The organism is Brevibacterium sediminis (assembly GCF_024895295.1).
Classification (GTDB): domain Bacteria; phylum Actinomycetota; class Actinomycetes; order Actinomycetales; family Brevibacteriaceae; genus Brevibacterium; species Brevibacterium sediminis.
On the sequence record NZ_JAHQRN010000004.1, the window covers coordinates 358,270 to 372,985 of the forward strand.

At 63.6% G+C, this 14,716-nt stretch carries 14 protein-coding genes; 9 read left to right on the forward strand and 5 right to left on the reverse strand.

The annotated features are described in order from the left end of the window. Positions 1-384 precede the first annotated feature (384 nt). Genes KTJ89_RS11625 through KTJ89_RS11640 form a run of 4 tightly spaced genes read left to right on the forward strand, consistent with a single transcriptional unit; the run spans position 385 to position 6,135 of the window. The gene (locus tag KTJ89_RS11625) at positions 385-1,368 is read left to right on the forward strand and encodes an ABC transporter permease (RefSeq protein WP_139468885.1); all 984 of its coding nucleotides are present in this window, start codon (positions 385-387) and stop codon (positions 1,366-1,368) included. Position 1,369: 1 nt separating this feature from the next. Beyond that, a complete protein-coding gene (locus KTJ89_RS11630) occupies positions 1,370-2,287 on the forward strand; it encodes an ABC transporter permease (RefSeq protein ID WP_139468884.1) in 918 nt (305 codons plus the stop codon). Beyond that, the gene (locus KTJ89_RS11635) at positions 2,280-4,385 is read left to right on the forward strand and encodes an ABC transporter ATP-binding protein (RefSeq protein WP_259357850.1); all 2,106 of its coding nucleotides are present in this window, start codon (positions 2,280-2,282) and stop codon (positions 4,383-4,385) included. Before KTJ89_RS11630 ends, KTJ89_RS11635 begins: the two co-directional genes overlap by 8 nt. A 52-nt stretch (positions 4,386-4,437) precedes the next feature. Continuing rightward, entirely contained in the window at positions 4,438-6,135 is a 1,698-nt protein-coding gene (locus KTJ89_RS11640; RefSeq protein WP_139468882.1) for an ABC transporter family substrate-binding protein, read from the forward strand. Between the two features lie 77 nt (positions 6,136-6,212). Here the strand turns inward: KTJ89_RS11640 and KTJ89_RS11645 are convergent, their stop codons facing one another. Continuing rightward, on the reverse strand, positions 6,213-6,794 hold the full coding sequence (locus tag KTJ89_RS11645; protein ID WP_259357851.1) for a YdbT family protein: 582 nt from the start codon (positions 6,792-6,794) through the stop codon (positions 6,213-6,215). Positions 6,795-6,850: 56 nt separating this feature from the next. On the opposite strand from KTJ89_RS11645, the gene KTJ89_RS11650 reads away from it, so the two are divergent. Continuing rightward, entirely contained in the window at positions 6,851-7,792 is a 942-nt protein-coding gene (locus tag KTJ89_RS11650) for a D-2-hydroxyacid dehydrogenase family protein (protein WP_259357852.1), read from the forward strand. An 85-nt stretch (positions 7,793-7,877) separates the two neighbouring features. After that, a complete protein-coding gene (gene mdlC / locus KTJ89_RS11655) occupies positions 7,878-9,524 on the forward strand; it encodes a benzoylformate decarboxylase (protein WP_139908489.1) in 1,647 nt (548 codons plus the stop codon). A gap of 141 nt (positions 9,525-9,665) precedes the next feature. Here mdlC and KTJ89_RS11660 read toward each other — a convergent pair whose 3' ends face one another. Further along, a complete protein-coding gene (locus KTJ89_RS11660) occupies positions 9,666-10,487 on the reverse strand; it encodes an aldo/keto reductase (RefSeq protein WP_259357853.1) in 822 nt (273 codons plus the stop codon). 132 nt (positions 10,488-10,619) lie between these two features. After that, a complete protein-coding gene (locus KTJ89_RS11665) occupies positions 10,620-11,990 on the reverse strand; it encodes a PTS transporter subunit EIIC (protein ID WP_259357854.1) in 1,371 nt (456 codons plus the stop codon). A 17-nt stretch (positions 11,991-12,007) separates the two neighbouring features. On the opposite strand from KTJ89_RS11665, the gene KTJ89_RS11670 reads away from it, so the two are divergent. Next, complete coding sequence (locus tag KTJ89_RS11670) at positions 12,008-12,340, forward strand: PTS sugar transporter subunit IIB (RefSeq protein WP_259357855.1); 333 nt, start codon at positions 12,008-12,010, stop codon at positions 12,338-12,340. A 123-nt stretch (positions 12,341-12,463) separates the two neighbouring features. Next, positions 12,464-12,916 carry a PTS sugar transporter subunit IIA gene (locus KTJ89_RS11675; protein WP_259357856.1) on the forward strand — a complete coding sequence of 151 codons (453 nt, stop codon included), beginning with the start codon at positions 12,464-12,466 and terminating at the stop codon, positions 12,914-12,916. Between the two features lie 25 nt (positions 12,917-12,941). Here KTJ89_RS11675 and KTJ89_RS11680 read toward each other — a convergent pair whose 3' ends face one another. Further along, a complete protein-coding gene (locus KTJ89_RS11680) occupies positions 12,942-13,460 on the reverse strand; it encodes an adenine phosphoribosyltransferase (RefSeq protein WP_139908485.1) in 519 nt (172 codons plus the stop codon). 90 nt (positions 13,461-13,550) lie between these two features. Here KTJ89_RS11680 and KTJ89_RS11685 point away from each other — a divergent pair, with 90 nt between their 5' ends. Continuing rightward, on the forward strand, positions 13,551-14,168 hold the full coding sequence (locus tag KTJ89_RS11685; protein WP_259357857.1) for a protein-L-isoaspartate O-methyltransferase family protein: 618 nt from the start codon (positions 13,551-13,553) through the stop codon (positions 14,166-14,168). Here the strand turns inward: KTJ89_RS11685 and KTJ89_RS11690 are convergent. Further along, positions 14,119-14,670 carry a hypothetical protein gene (locus tag KTJ89_RS11690; protein ID WP_259357858.1) on the reverse strand — a complete coding sequence of 184 codons (552 nt, stop codon included), beginning with the start codon at positions 14,668-14,670 and terminating at the stop codon, positions 14,119-14,121. The genes KTJ89_RS11685 and KTJ89_RS11690 overlap by 50 nt on opposite strands. Between the last annotated feature and the right edge of the window lie 46 nt (positions 14,671-14,716).

The following is a 14,716-nucleotide window of genomic DNA, read 5'->3' on the forward strand; positions in this document are numbered from 1 at the left end:
TTTCGGTGGGCAACGTTTCTGAATGCAGCACGGACCGTTCCGACCCGGCGACACGCGACTACAGTTACCGAAAAGTTACTTCGGCGTGTCGCGCGGAATTCCGGGGGACACGGAGCCTTGTCGCAATCAATACTGCAAGGGAAGTTTGTGCAACAGGTCACATGGAGATACAGTGCGAATTACGTTCAGTCTTCTGTGATGAACCATTGATGATTCACTCATAGTGGCTGATCAGAGGAAAATTCGCGCAAAGGAACCTTGATCGTTGATGATTCGCACCGCTTACCCGATTCGCCGTGAGATCTACTCCCAGCTGCCGGGTCCCATGCACCATTCCTCGACGTCCAGTGAGGCTCGGCTGATCCCTGTGTCGTAGTCGGCGCCATGGGAAAGTACGTCCTGCGGCGGTTCATCAACTACTTCATCCTCGCGTTCATAGCGACGGTCACCGCCTACATCACCTCCAGCTCATTCATGGATCCGGCCTCCCGGTACCGTGGCCAGAATCCGCCGCTGTCAGAAGATTCGATTCGGTCCATCCTCAACGGCCACGGCACGAACCCCGAAGTCCCGATCCTCGAGAGGACCTGGCACTGGCTGACGAACATCTTCCTCCATGGTGATTTCGGCACGACGGTCCACAACTCGCCTGTGCTGCAGGAGATCCTCGTTCGGGCAGGTGTCAGCCTCAAGCTCCTGCTCATCGGATCGATCATCGGAGCTATCCTCGGTGTGATCCTCGGCGTCTGGGGAGCCGTCAAGCAGTACAAGGCATCCGACCAGGTCGTGACCTACGCGTCCTACCTCATCATCGCCACTCCGACATTCGTCATCGGCGTGATCCTCATGATCATCGCCACCGGATTCAACAATGCACTCGGCACGACCCTCATCCGCTTCTCGGGTGACTACTCGGCGAATATCGACCCTGGCTTCATCCCGTGGTTCACCGACCAGGTGTCACATATGCTGCTGCCGACCCTGGCGCTCGTGCTCATGGGCGCCGCGACGTACTCGCGCTACCAGCGTTCGGTCATGCTCGACGTGCTTGCATCGGACTTCATCCGCACCGCCAGGTCCAAAGGGCGCACCCGCAGAACCGCGTTGGTCAAGCACGGCGTGCGCGTCGCACTCATCCCGATGTCGACGTACTTCGCCTACGCGTTCGGCACCCTGGTCGCCGGCTCCTCGATGCTCGAGGTCGTCTTCTCATGGAACGGCATGGGCCAGTTCACCATCAATTCGATCCTGCAGTCCGATATCAACGCGGCCGCAGGCTCCGTTCTCTTCGTCGCAGTGCTCACGCTCCTGGCTTCGACCCTGTCCGAGGTGCTCTATGCCGCACTCGACCCGAGAGTGAGGATCTGACATGGCAACAGATATTCCGATCTCCACAGAGCCCGACACCGAGGTGGTGACGAAGCGTTCGAAGCCGACCTCTCGGGCGATGCTCATCTGGCGCCGCCTGCGCTCGACCCCACGTTTCTGGGTCGGCGGGATCCTACTCGCATTCTTCGTTCTCTTCGCTCTGTTCGGCAACACCATCAACATCTACTCGCCGACCGACCAGGATGTCTTCGCACTCAATGAGGGCCCGAGCGCCCAGCACTGGTTCGGGACGAACACGATCGGCCAGGACATCTACGCTCAGACCGTCGTGGGACTTCAGAAATCCCTGCTCATCGGCATCATCGCCGGGCCGTGTGCGAGCATTCTGGCCGCCATCATCGGATCGACGGCAGGCTATTTCGGTGGTCGCGTCGAGACGATCATCGTCTGGTTCATCAACCTTCTGCTCGTACTGCCGTCCTTCTTCATCCTTGTGCTCATGGCGCCTCTGCTGAGGCAGCTGTCGTGGACGGCCATCGTCGTCTTCCTCGTGCTCTTCGGTTGGATGATCATGGCTCAAGTCGTGCGCAACCAGACCAAGGCGATCAAGGACCGCGACTTCGTCCGAGCCGCCCGCTATATGGGGGTTTCGACTCCGAAGATCCTCAGCCGTCACATCATCCCCAACGTGGCCTCGATCCTCATCGTCGATGCGACGCTCGGCGTCGTCTCCGCGATCCTTGCCGAGACCTCCCTGAGCTACTTCAATCTGGGCATTCAGAAACCCGACGTGTCGATCGGCACACTGCTGGCCGAAGGCTCCGGAGCGGCGGCCACACGTCCCTGGCTGTTCGTCTTCCCCGCAGGGGTGCTCGTGCTCATGCTCTTCGCGATCAGTCTCATGGCCGATGCCCTGCGGGATGCGATCGATCCGACCTCAGGAGTCAACCGTGACTGAAACCCTTGACATCGACCTCGCCCCCGTCACCGCGGCAGAACCCATCCTTGAGGTCAGAGACCTGACGGTGACCTTCCCCAACCCCAAGGGCGACGTTCAAGCAGTGCGCGGGGTCAACTACGAGGTCAGACCGGGCGAATTCCTCGGCATCGTCGGCGAATCCGGGTCAGGCAAATCCGTGTCCTCGATGGCTGTGATGGGTCTGCTTCCCTCCACCGCTCAGATCGCCGGCTCCATCCGGTACCGCGGGCAGTCTCTTCTCGACATGAACGACCACCAGATGTCGAAGCTGCGTGGCCGCGAGATCGCCATGGTCTTCCAAGATCCGCTGTCGGCACTGACTCCCGTCTATACGATCGGAGAACAGATCTCTGAGGGTCTGATCATCCATGACCCGAGCCTGTCGAAAGAGGCGGCGAACGACCGGGCGATCGAACTGCTCAGAATCGTCGGCATCCCAGGGGCGGAACGGCGGGTGAAGTCATACCCCCACGAGTTCTCCGGAGGCATGCGGCAGCGAGCCATGATCGCCATTGCGATCGCCAACGATCCGGATCTCATCATCGCCGACGAGCCGACGACGGCATTGGACGTGACGATTCAGGCTCAGATCCTCGACGTGCTGCAGAAGGCACGCGAGATCACCGGTGCCGCGATCGTACTGATCACCCACGACCTCGGTGTAGTGGCCGGAAACGCCGACCGAATCGCTGTCATGTACGCCGGCCGCCTCGTCGAGACCGGGGGAGTGGAGCAGGTCTTCCACAGCCCGCAGATGCCCTATACGACAGGACTGCTGCGTTCGGTGCCGAACCTTGCCACAGCGGGAACCCAGAGACTCGTTCCGCTCGAGGGCAAACCGCCGTCGCTGTCGAATCTTGCGCCGGGGTGCCCATTCGCACCGCGTTGTCCGATCGCGGTCGACAGATGTCGCGAGGTCGAGCCCGAACTCGTCGAACACGGAATCGCCGGCGTGCAGGCCGCCTGCCATCGTGCCGACGAGATCGCCCGGGGCGATCTGGAAGCCAAGGACATCTACCCGCGCCCCGACCCGGTGGCGACTCGAGTGAAAGACGACGCAGCCCCGAACATCCTTGAAGTCACCGGTCTGCAGAAGCACTTCCCTCTGCTCAAAGGTGCCGTGTTCAAGCGACAGATCGGCACGGTGAAAGCCGTCGACGGAATCGATCTCGAGATCAAGGCCGGCCAGACCCTCGGACTGGTGGGCGAATCGGGCTGCGGGAAGTCGACGACGATCGGTGAAGTCCTGGAGATGGTCGCTCCGCAGAAGGGACGGCTGGTCATCAACGGCATCGATGTCGCGGACCTGAACAAGCGTGAACGTCTGGCCATGCGCAAAGACGTCCAGGTCGTCTTCCAGGATCCGATGGCCGCAATCGACCCGCGGCTGCCGGTCGGCGAAGTGATCGCCGAACCGCTGACCGTGCACAAAGTGCCGGCTCAGGAGCGCAACGACAAGGTTGCCGAGATGCTCGAACTCGTCGGCCTCGACGCGTCGATGGCCGAACGTTATCCGCATGAGTTCTCCGGTGGGCAGCGACAGCGCATCGGCATCGCGCGGGCCCTCGTGACGAACCCGAAGCTGCTCGTCCTCGACGAACCCGTCTCGGCTCTCGACGTCTCAGTCCAAGCAGGTGTCATCAATCTGCTCGAAGACCTGCGTGACACGTTGGGACTGTCCTATCTGTTCGTCGCTCACGACCTCGCAGTCGTCCGCCAGATATCGGACTATGTCGCCGTGATGTATCTCGGCCGGATCGTCGAGTACGGCGCATCCGACGCGCTCTATCGGCAGCCGCGGCACCCCTATACACGTGCACTGATGTCAGCGATCCCCGTTCCCGACCCAGAAGTCGAGCGGTCTCGGGAACGGGTGCTGCTCACCGGAGATCTGCCGAGCCCGACCGATGAGATCTCCGGCTGCAACTTCCGCACCAGGTGCCCGCTGTTCAACCTGCTGCCGGACGGGGACAGACAGGTGTGCCTGACCGATGACCCCCGTCCGCGTCCACTGGACGGCGACCTCGTCGCCTGCCACCATGCGGAGCGGATCACGGAGCTCGACACCGCGACCTGAAGCCGCACCCATAGCCCACCTCGAGGAACACCACACTAGAAATGAGGAACTCATGAGAATGAGGAAGAAGGCGACAATGGTCGTCGCCGCGACCGCTGCGCTGGGCCTGGCACTGTCCGGCTGCCAGCAGGCGAACAAGGACTCCGGCGGAGTCGACAGCGACAAGGCGGACAAGGAGATCTCCGGGCTCCCCACCACCGACTACCAGAAGGCCGGATACGACGAGGTCAAGGACGGTGGCACGCTGACCTACCCGATCACCGAGATCCCCGCGAGCCTCAACTACTACCACGCCGACGGCGCCCATGTGGACAACAACAACATCTACGGCACCACCTTGGGCGGACCGGTCAAGATCAAGGATGACGGCACCTGGGAAGTCGACAAGAACTACGCCGAGAGCGTCGAGATCGCCAGCGAGGATCCCCTGGTCATCGACGTCAAGCTCAATAAGGACGCCGTCTGGGAGGACGGCACACCGATCGACGTCGACGACTACAAGGCTTTCTGGCAGACTCGCGACGGCAAACACGACGAGTTCGAGGTCGCCTCGACCAAGGGCTACGAGGACATCGAGAAGATCGAATCCGGCAAGGACAAGCACGACGTCAAGGTCACCTTCAAGACCCCGAACATCGACTGGCCGAACTACATCGGCGCCTTCCTGCCCAATGAGATCACCGAGGATGCCGACTCCTTCAACAAGGACTACACGAAGAAAGTCCTGCCTTCGAACGGTCCCTACAAGGCCGACAAGGTCGACACGAAGTCCGGCGTCATCACCATGGTCAAGAACGACAAATGGTGGGGACAGGAACCCAAGCTCGACAAGGTGATCTTCAAGGTCGTCTCTCAGGCACAGCAGGCTCAGGCCTACGCCAACAAGGAGATCGACCTTGTCGATGTCGGCACCGATGGCGACTCCTACAAGACCGCCGGCAAGCGCGAAGACGGAGAGATGTACAAGTCGCAGGGCATGGAATACACGCACCTGACGATGAATGCGAAGAAGGGTGCGCTCAAGGAGCAGGAAGTCCGTGACGCGATCGGTCATGCGATCAACCGCGAAGCCATCGCCCAGGCTGCGATCGGCCCCGTCGAAGCACCGGTGACTCTCATCAACAACGTCACATTCATGCCCGGCCAGGAAGGCTACCAGGACAACACCGACGGCAGCCTCGACTTCGACCAGGAGAAGGCGAAGAAGATCCTCGACGACGCCGGCTGGAAGGAAGGCGATGGGGGTGTCCGCGAGAAGGACGGAGAGAAGCTCCAGTTCAAGATCGTCGTACCCGCCGATACCGCTTCGAATGCCCAGCGTGCCGAACAGGTGATGAAGGACCTCAACGAGATCGGCTTCAAGGTCGAAATCGAAACCGTTCCGGTCGCCGCGTACTTCGCCGACCACGTGCTCAACGGCAACTTCGAGATGGCGACGTTCACCTGGCAGGGCACAGCCTTCCCGATCTCCTCGGGATCGAACCTGTTCTACCCGGCGGATTCCGCGCAGAACCACTCGAAGATCTCCAGCGATGCGATCGGCGAGAAGTTCAAGGCTGCGACGAAGACACTCGATCCGGCCGAGGCGAAGAAGCTGGCGAACGAGGGCGATGCCGAGGTTCTGAAGCTCAAGCCGCTCATCCCCTTCTACCCGACACCATATGTGTGGGGCGTGAGGAATGACGTCCTCAACCTCGGGCCGCGCCAGCTCGAAACACCCGACTGGACCGAGATCGGCTTCAAGAAGTGATGCACTGATCGATTGAAGCCTTCCGAGACTGCCGGCCCCGTGGGATCACGTTCCCCACGGGGCCGGTCCTTCTGTGTTCAGATGAGTCCGACTGCCACCAGGAGCACCAGCACCAGAGTCACCCCGATGACGCCCCGGCTCCATCGAGTGCTGACGTCCTCGGCAACGCCGGACGGACCTCTTCGCACAGCCGTTCCAGGGGCATGGGCCTGAGCATGCTCCCATCGACGCAGCAGCTCGAACGCGGGGTGATTGTCCAGAGACTCCGGTCGCGTTCCGCCGGTCAGTCCGGAATCGATCTTCCGTCGCGGCATTCCGGGGGCGTTCCACGGTCGAATGGTGCGTTCGACCCCCTCCGCCGAGGCGGTTTCGATCGTCACGACAGAACCCAGCCGAATATCACGGATTCGGGTGAACGGCACCGTCGTCGTACGCAGGATCTCCCTGACCTCCACCTCGTCGGTTCCGACGACGAGAGCCGGCCGCCAGAGGACGATGAACGCGAGCCAGCCGATGAGTACTAGTCCTGGACCGAAACGGCCGACGGTGTCCCACGCCCCGCGCAGCAGCGCGTCGCCGAGGAGGAAAGCGAGGAACGCCCACACGATGACCGTGATGATGGGGCCGCTGCGTTGTCTCAGGATGATCGGTGCACTCACCAGCCCAGCCTATCGGCTCTAGGATGTAGGTCACACGACTTCAGGAGAGGAACACAATGCGCATCGTCGTTCTCGATGACTATCAGCAGGTGGCAGGCAAGTTCGCGGACTGGAGCGGTCTCGACGCCGAGGTCGAGTTCATCGATCGTCACATCGTCGACGACGATGACCTGGTGCAGGTCCTCTCCGGCGCCGAGGTGGCTGTGGCGATGCGGGAGCGAACCGCCTTCACCGCCGGCCGGCTGGAACGGCTGCCGGACCTCCGTCTGCTCGTGACCACGGGACGGGTCAACGCCTCCATCGACGTGGAGGCGGCGCGTTCGCAGGGGATCGTGGTCTGCGGAACCGAGTCGACCACCTCGGCGACACCGGAGCTGACCTGGGGACTCATCCTATCCGTTCTGCGCAGCATCCCGGCCGAGGACGCCGCTGTCCGAGGCGGCGGCTGGCAGTCGACCGTCGGGGGAGACCTCGATGGGCACCGCCTCGGCGTGGTCGGTCTGGGACGTCTGGGAACGAAGGTCGCGCGGGTCGGTGCGGCCTTCGGAATGGACGTCGTGGCGTGGAGCCAGAACCTCGACGCGGAACGGGCGGACGCCCTGGGCGTGCGCGCGGTGAGCAAGGACGAACTGTTCTCCACCGCGGACGTGGTGACGATCCACTACAAACTCAGCGACCGCAGCCGAGGACTCGTGGGAGCCGCCGAACTTGAGACGATGAAGCCCGACAGCATCCTCGTCAACACCTCGCGCGCCGGACTCGTCGACACCGACGCGCTCATCACCGTGCTGGAAGCAGGTGGGATCCGTGGGGCCGGACTCGACGTGCACGACGAAGAGCCGCTGCCGGTGGACCATCGCCTCCGCAGCACACCGCGCACTGTGCTCACCCCGCACCTGGGATACGTCACCGAAGACACCTATCGGATCTTCTTCACTCAGGCGGTCGAGGACATCGCAGCCTGGGTCACAGGAGAGCCGATCCGCGTGCTGGGCTGATGCGCCAACGGATATGGTGAGGTGGGAGAGGCGCCACGCAACTCGGCTCCTCCGTGCGAGAACTATGAACGAAAGCAGAGGCACAATGGTCGACCAATCCGACAGAGACGACGGAGAGAAGACAGTCCTCGACGCGAGTCTGGAGGTCTTCCGTGCCCACGGGATGACGACGATCTTCGGAAATCCGGGATCGAACGAACTGCCGTTCCTCGCAGGACTGGGCGACGACTTCCGGTTCGTCCTCGGTCTGCACGAGCAGGTCGTCGTTGGTATGGCCGAAGGATTCGCACGGGCCACGGGAGGGCCGGCGTTGGTGAATCTGCACGCCGCCTCGGGGTCGGGCAACGGCATGGGGGCGTTGACGAACGCCCACTACGGCCACGTTCCGCTGGTCGTCCTCGCAGGTCAGCAGGTGCGCCGCACCGTCGGTCAGGAGACGATGCTCGCCAGCGTCGATGCCTCGATGCTGCCCGCCCCGCTGGTGAAGTACTCGCACGAGCCGCTGTCGGCCACCGACGTGCCGCGCACGCTGTCGCAGGCGGCACTCGAGGCAACCACCCAGCCGAGTGGTCCCGTCTATGTGTCCGTTCCGCTCGATGACTGGGACGAACCGGCCCTCCCCGATGACGCACTTTTGGCGAAGCGTTCGGTGACGACGGCAGGAACCATGCCGGAGTCGCTGCGCCGCGAACTCACGGACGTCCTCGACGGGGCACAGAACCCTGCCCTCGTCCTCGGCCCGCAGGTCGATGCCGCAGCCGTGGCTGATCCGACGGTCTATGAGGACGCAATGGTGCTGGCCGAACGCCTGAACGCCTCCGTCTACGTCGCACCCTCACCGACGCGGTGCCCGTTCCCGACGACCCATCCGAACTTCGAAGGCGTCCTGGTTCCGGGCATCCGATCGGTGCGCGACCGATTGTCCGGCCACGACGTCGTGCTCGTTATGGGAGCCGCCACGTTCCGGTACCACCGCTGGGAGCCGGCGAACTATCTGGAGCCGGGCACCGAGGTCATCCAGATCACCCAGGACCCGCGTGAGGCGACACGGGCACCGTTCGGCCGCGCCGTCGTCGCGGACGTCGCGACCGCGCTCGCCGACCTCGCTGCAGCGACGACGGATCGAGGAACTCGCCGAGGCGACCGTGGGTCTCGAATCGTCACCTCCCCGCCGCGGTCAGAGCAGGGAATGACCGGCACCGAGGTGCTCGCCGTGCTCAACGATCATGTCGACGACAGCGTCGTGTACGTCAATGAGACGACCACCCTCGACCTCGACTACCTCGAGCGGATCGTCATCGACAGGCCGGGCATGTACCACTTCCCGGCCTCGGGAGGGCTCGGCTTCGGGCTGCCGGTCGCGCTGGGTTTGGCGATCGGCGACCCGGAGAAGACCATTGTCGCCACCGTCGGTGACGGGTCGGCGAACTACGGGCTCACAGCTCTGTACACAGCCGCCCAGTTGGGCACGAAGACGATCTTCGTCATCGTCAACAACTCCGGATACGGTGCGCTCTCCGGATTCGCCGAGCGGATGGGCGTCCCTGACACCCCGGGGCTGACTCTGGGCACGATCGACTTCGTGTCGTTGGCGCAGGGCTACGGTGTCCCGGCCAGCCGGACCACGACTCGCGAGGAGTTCGACGCGGCCTACCGTGAAGCGCTGCAGGCCGACGGACCGGTGCTCATCGACGCCGTCGTCCTCGGCGTCGACGGGCGGACGGTGGCGTGACAGAACGACGAAGCCGCCGGAGAGTCGGAACTCTCCGGCGGCTTCGTCATTGGTCGACCTGACTGCCCAACCGGCCACGTCGGTCACGATCGTTGGTCGGGGTGGGCCGCCTCGGCGAGGTTTTGGTCGAACCTGAACGGGTCAGTTCACCTCGGCGGGATCGGCCGAGACGCGGCCGCCGTTTTCGAGCGCGTCGATGGCTGCCACCTCGGCGTCGGTGAGTTCGAAGTCGAAGACGTCGAAGTTCTGCTCCATGCGGTCGCGGTTGTTCGACTTCGGGAAGACGACGTGACCCTTCTGCAGGTGCCAGCGGATGATCGCCTGAGCCCAGGACTTCTCATGGGCGGCGGCGATCTCACCGATGACGGTGTTCGCGTAGTCGACCTTGCCCTGGCCCAGCGGACCCCAGGCTTCGATGTTGATGTCGTGCTCGGCGAGCAGCGGACGGGTCTCGACCTGCTGGAACTGCGGGTGGACCTCGATCTGGTCGACGGCCGGGATGATGCCCGTGTCGAGGATCTCCGGCAGGAAGCGGTGGTCGAAGTTCGAGACGCCGATCGAGGTGGTCAGGCCCTGGTCGCGGTAGCCGGGGAAGGCCTCCCAGGTCTCGACGGAGTTCTTGTTCACCGGGGTCGGCCAATGGATGAGGTAGAGGTCGACATGGTCGAGGCCGAGCTTCTCCAGGGATTCTCCGAGGGCCCGCTTGGATTCCTCCGCACCGTGGCGGTCATTCCACAGCTTGGTCGTCACGAAGAGTTCGTCGCGGGAGATCCCGGACTTCGCGATGGCCCGGCCTACGCCTTCCTCATTGCCGTAGACGGCAGCGGTGTCGATGTGGCGGTAGCCGACTTCGAGGGCGTCGGTGACGATGCGTTCGGTCTCGTCGGGGTCGACCTTGAAGACGCCGAATCCCAGTTGCGGGATCGTCTTGCCGTCGTTGAGAGTGAGTGTGGGAACCGTCATGGTGCCGCCTTTCGTCACGTATGCACTGGTCAGGACGGATCCGAGACTGATCGGGTCCGCCGGTTCGGCACCCGGTGAGGGCACCGAACCGAGCGTATAACGTCACCGGGCCCCGGAGCATTCCATGGACGGTCAGCTTCTGCCCTCGTCCTGTGCGCGCTTCTTGCCCGTGGACTCTTCGGCGGCGATCTGGGCTTCGTCGAAGACCGAAGGAGCACCGGTGCCGGTGTCGGTCTCGTCCTCGCGGCCCGGGGTGTGCAGATTGAACTTGATGATCGCCCACCGGAACAGGAAGTAGTAGATGACGGCATAGGCCAGGCCGATGACCAGCAGAAGCAGGACCGGTCCGATGCCGCCGGACAGTTCCGACGCTCGTCCGAGGTTGAGCAGATAGTCCAGCGCACCGGCCGAGAAGCCGAACCCGGATTTGATGCCGAGCGCATTCACCAATGCCAGAGATGTGCCGGTGAGTACGGCGTGGACCGCGTAGAGCGGGAATGCGACATAGGCGAAGGCGTATTCGAGCGGCTCCGTGATTCCGGTGATGAAGGCGGTCAGCGCCACCGAGAGCATGATGCCGCCGACGACCTTGCGGCGCTTGGGATGGGCGGTGCGATAGATCGCCAGGGCCGCGGCCGGCAGCGCGAACATCATGATCGGGAAGAAGCCGGTCATGAATGACCCCGTCCAGTCGGCCGTGCCGTCCACACCGGAGAAGAAGCAGGTGATGTCGCCGTGTGCGGTGTCCCCCGAGGAGGTGGTGCACGAACCCAGTTGGAACCAGGGCAGATTGTTCAGCAGATGGTGCAGTCCGAAGGGGATGAGGAGACGGTTGATGGTGCCGAAGACGAAGCCTGTGCCCGGGTTGGCTCCGTGCTCCATGAGGAAGCCGCCCACGCCCTTGTTGATGAGGGCGTCGAAGACAGGGTAGATGAGCGCCATGATCACGGCGATGACCATCGACGCGACCGCAGTCACGATCGGGACGAAACGGCGACCGCCGAAGAAGCCGAGGTAGGTCGGCAGCTTGATCCGGTGATAGCGCTGATAGAGCAGGGCGGTGATGATGCCGACGACGATTCCGCCGAGCACTCCGAAGTTGATGACGTTCTCGCCTTCACCGTTGTCCGAGCCGAAGCTCGGAGCCATGGCGGTGAAGACTCCGGTGAGGACCATATAGCCGACGACGGCAGCCAGTGCCGTGGAGCCGTCGGCCTTCTTCGCGAAGCCGATGGCCACACCGACGGCGAAGATCAGCGGCAGGTTGTCGAACAGAGCCGAACCGGCGGCCGCGAAGACCGTCGCCACCGGCAGCAGCCAGTCCGCGAACTGGCCGAGTCCGTCGGCGCCGAGCATGTCCGGCTGGCCGAAGCGCATGAGCAGGGCCGCGGCCGGCAGCACGGCGATCGGGAGCATGAGGGAGCGCCCGACGCGTTGGAGCTGGGCGAATCCTGGTATCGCCTTCCTGCGCTTCTTCGGTGCCTCAGCGGATGCGGTGGTCATCGGATTCCTCCTCGGAAATGGGGCAGTCGGTCACGAGTCGCCGTAGACTTGTGACGCAGATCGCAGAACGTGAAATCGACGCCGGCGCGTGGACGCCGGAGATGAAGGTGACAGACATGGACAAAGCAGCGCAGATCCTCGCCGGACTGGGCGGTGCCGACAACATCGACGACATCGAAGCGTGCATCACTCGCCTGCGCGTCGAGGTCGACGATGACTCTCTCGTCAACGAACAGGCGCTCACGGCAGCCGGTGCCTTCGGCGTGGTGGTGCAGGGGAGCGCGGTCCAGGTCGTCGTCGGTCCGGAGGCCGACAACCTCGTCGATGACATCGAAGACCTCATGGGCTGAGTCACGTCTTCGTCTCCTCTGCTCGCCGGTGAGCATCTGCTGGTCGACAGTGATCCTTGTCTGTAGTCTGAGGTCAGTCTAGGCGAAGTACAACTGATTTTGGAGAAAGGCGGCCTGCTGACTATGGCAGTCACGATCGCTGCACCCATCACCGGCACGGTGATCCCATTGACGGAGGTTCCCGACCCCGTCTTCGCAAAGGCGCTCGTCGGCCCCGGTGCGGCCGTCGACCCCGGCGAGGCCGCGACCCTGACGGTCACGGCTCCTGTCTCAGGAAAGCTGACGAGCCTCAAACCCCACGCGTTCGTCATCTCTCACCGGCCCGATCAGGGTGTGCTCGTTCACCTGGGCATCGACACCGTTCACCTGAAGGGAGGGGGTTTCACGCTCCGTGCCGAGGCCGGGCAGCAGGTCGAGGCCGGCGAAGAGATCGTCGTCTGGGACTTGGCCGCCGCCCGGGAGGCGGAGAAGTCCGTGGTCGTTCCGGTCGTCGTCCTCGAAGCCGACGCCGAAGACCTGTCTCTCGCCGAGGCGGGGCCGATCTCTGCCGGCGACGTCCTCATCCGAATCGGCTGAGGACGTCCGAGTCAGCTGAGGCGTCTCACTCCGCGAAGAGGGTATGAACCTCGCCCGTGTGCTCGCGTCCGCCGAGCGCGGTGAGCTCAAGGACGACGGCTGAGCCGATGACCTCGGCGCCGAGATCGGCGACCAGGGACTGGGCCGCTGTGAGCGTTCCGCCGGTGGCGAGGATGTCATCGATGAGCAGCACGCGCTCGCCCTCCTTCAGAACATCGGGACCTTCGATCGTGGCAGTGCCGTATTCGAGCGTGTACGACACAGCAGCCGCTGGGCGGGGGAGCTTTCCAGCCTTGCGGATCGGCAGGATTCCGACTCCCGTCATCGCGGAGATGGTACCCGCGAAGAGGAAGCCACGGGCCTCGAGCCCGCCGACGATATCGAACTGACCTGCGAAAGGCTCGATGAGCGCCTCGGTGACGGCCCGCATCGCCGGACCATCGGCGAGCAGCGGGGAGATGTCGCGGAAGACAACTCCCGGTTCGGGATAGTCAGGAATTGAGGTGATGAGGCTCTGGGCGCGGCCGAGATCAGATTGAGTCACGGCACAACGATACTCGGTGACGCCATTGTGCCCTCAGCGCGGATCGGCACAATGGGAGGTGCCGGGGGGTCGCTGGGGATCGGAGGAACCATGACAACGGATGAGACGCACGATCGAATCGCCGAGGCATTCGCCCGGGTTCCGCGCGAACCGTTCCTGCCGATGGCGGAACGTCAGAACGCCTCAGACAATGTGCCCCTGCCGATCGGGCACCGGCAGACGAATTCGCAGCCGAGCACCGTCGCGGACATGCTCCGGCTGCTTGATCCGCAGCTGGGGGACACCGTCCTCGACCTCGGATCTGGCTCCGGATGGACCTCGATGCTGCTCGCCGTCCTCGTCGGGCCGACCGGGCGGGTGCTCGGGGTCGAACGGCATCCCGAGCTCGTCGAATCCTCGCGGGCGGCCATCGAAGCTGTCACCGCCGATTCCGCTGGCCGAGAGACCCTCGCCGAGGTGGTCCTCCACGAAGCCGTTACAGGTGCCCTCGGCCTCCCGGCTGAGGCACCGTTCGACCGGATCCTCGTCTCCGCCGGGGCAGAATCACTGCCCGACCAGCTCGTCGATCAGCTGACCGTCGGCGCCACCATGGTCATTCCCGTCACAGGGGAGATGCTCCGCGTCGTTCGAGACGGTCCTGGCTCCGACGAGCTGACGATCACTCGTCACGGCCGGTATCGGTTCGTGCCGCTCGTCGTCGGCGAATGAACCAGGAAACAGTGATGGCCAAGCCGGCAAGGGCCATCGGCATAACCATGTACAAGTCCTCCGAGTCGTAGAGGGGAGTCCTCCACGACCACGGCAGCAGGGGGTGGCCGAGTTTCGCCTCGGCCACGATGAGTCCACAGAGTGCGGGGAAGAAGACCACTCCGATGATCAACCCGAACCAGGACGTCTTCTCGGTCTCATCAATGGAAGGAACGTCCAGCTCGATTCCACGCTTGCGCGCGTAGCGCTGGGTCGCATGGCGTGGCAGATCGAATGTCGTTGCGACTATCACAAGCCCTCCCGCCCACCACAGTCCCGAGGCAACGAACAGGAGGGCGATGATCGCTGCGGTCCACCTCGTCGCCTGACCGCCACGGGCAATGGCGTCGCCGATGATCCGACGCTCTTCCGTTCGGCTGCTCATCTCGGCATCGCTGTCGATCTCGACCACATCGTCGATGTCGGCCGCTGCTTCGGTCTCGTTCTGTGCCTCGGAGTTCACGGGTGTCCTCCTCGTCGATTCGATTCGTCTTTTACACAGCAACATA

Bases quoted from the DNA above. Each gene is read 5' to 3' on its own strand.
- KTJ89_RS11675 (WP_259357856.1), top strand. From the start codon at position 12,464: ATGGCAGTCACGATCGCTGCACCCATCACCGGCACGGTGATCCCATTG.
- KTJ89_RS11650 (WP_259357852.1), top strand. From the start codon at position 6,851: ATGCGCATCGTCGTTCTCGATGACTATCAGCAGGTGGCAGGCAAGTTC.
- KTJ89_RS11670 (WP_259357855.1), top strand. From the start codon at position 12,008: ATGGGGCAGTCGGTCACGAGTCGCCGTAGACTTGTGACGCAGATCGCA.
- KTJ89_RS11625 (WP_139468885.1), top strand. From the start codon at position 385: ATGGGAAAGTACGTCCTGCGGCGGTTCATCAACTACTTCATCCTCGCG.
- KTJ89_RS11630 (WP_139468884.1), top strand. From the start codon at position 1,370: ATGGCAACAGATATTCCGATCTCCACAGAGCCCGACACCGAGGTGGTG.
- KTJ89_RS11640 (WP_139468882.1), top strand. From the start codon at position 4,438: ATGAGAATGAGGAAGAAGGCGACAATGGTCGTCGCCGCGACCGCTGCG.
- KTJ89_RS11685 (WP_259357857.1), top strand. From the start codon at position 13,551: ATGACAACGGATGAGACGCACGATCGAATCGCCGAGGCATTCGCCCGG.
- KTJ89_RS11665 (WP_259357854.1), bottom strand. From the start codon at position 11,990: ATGACCACCGCATCCGCTGAGGCACCGAAGAAGCGCAGGAAGGCGATA.
- KTJ89_RS11660 (WP_259357853.1), bottom strand. From the start codon at position 10,487: ATGACGGTTCCCACACTCACTCTCAACGACGGCAAGACGATCCCGCAA.
- mdlC (WP_139908489.1), top strand. From the start codon at position 7,878: ATGGTCGACCAATCCGACAGAGACGACGGAGAGAAGACAGTCCTCGAC.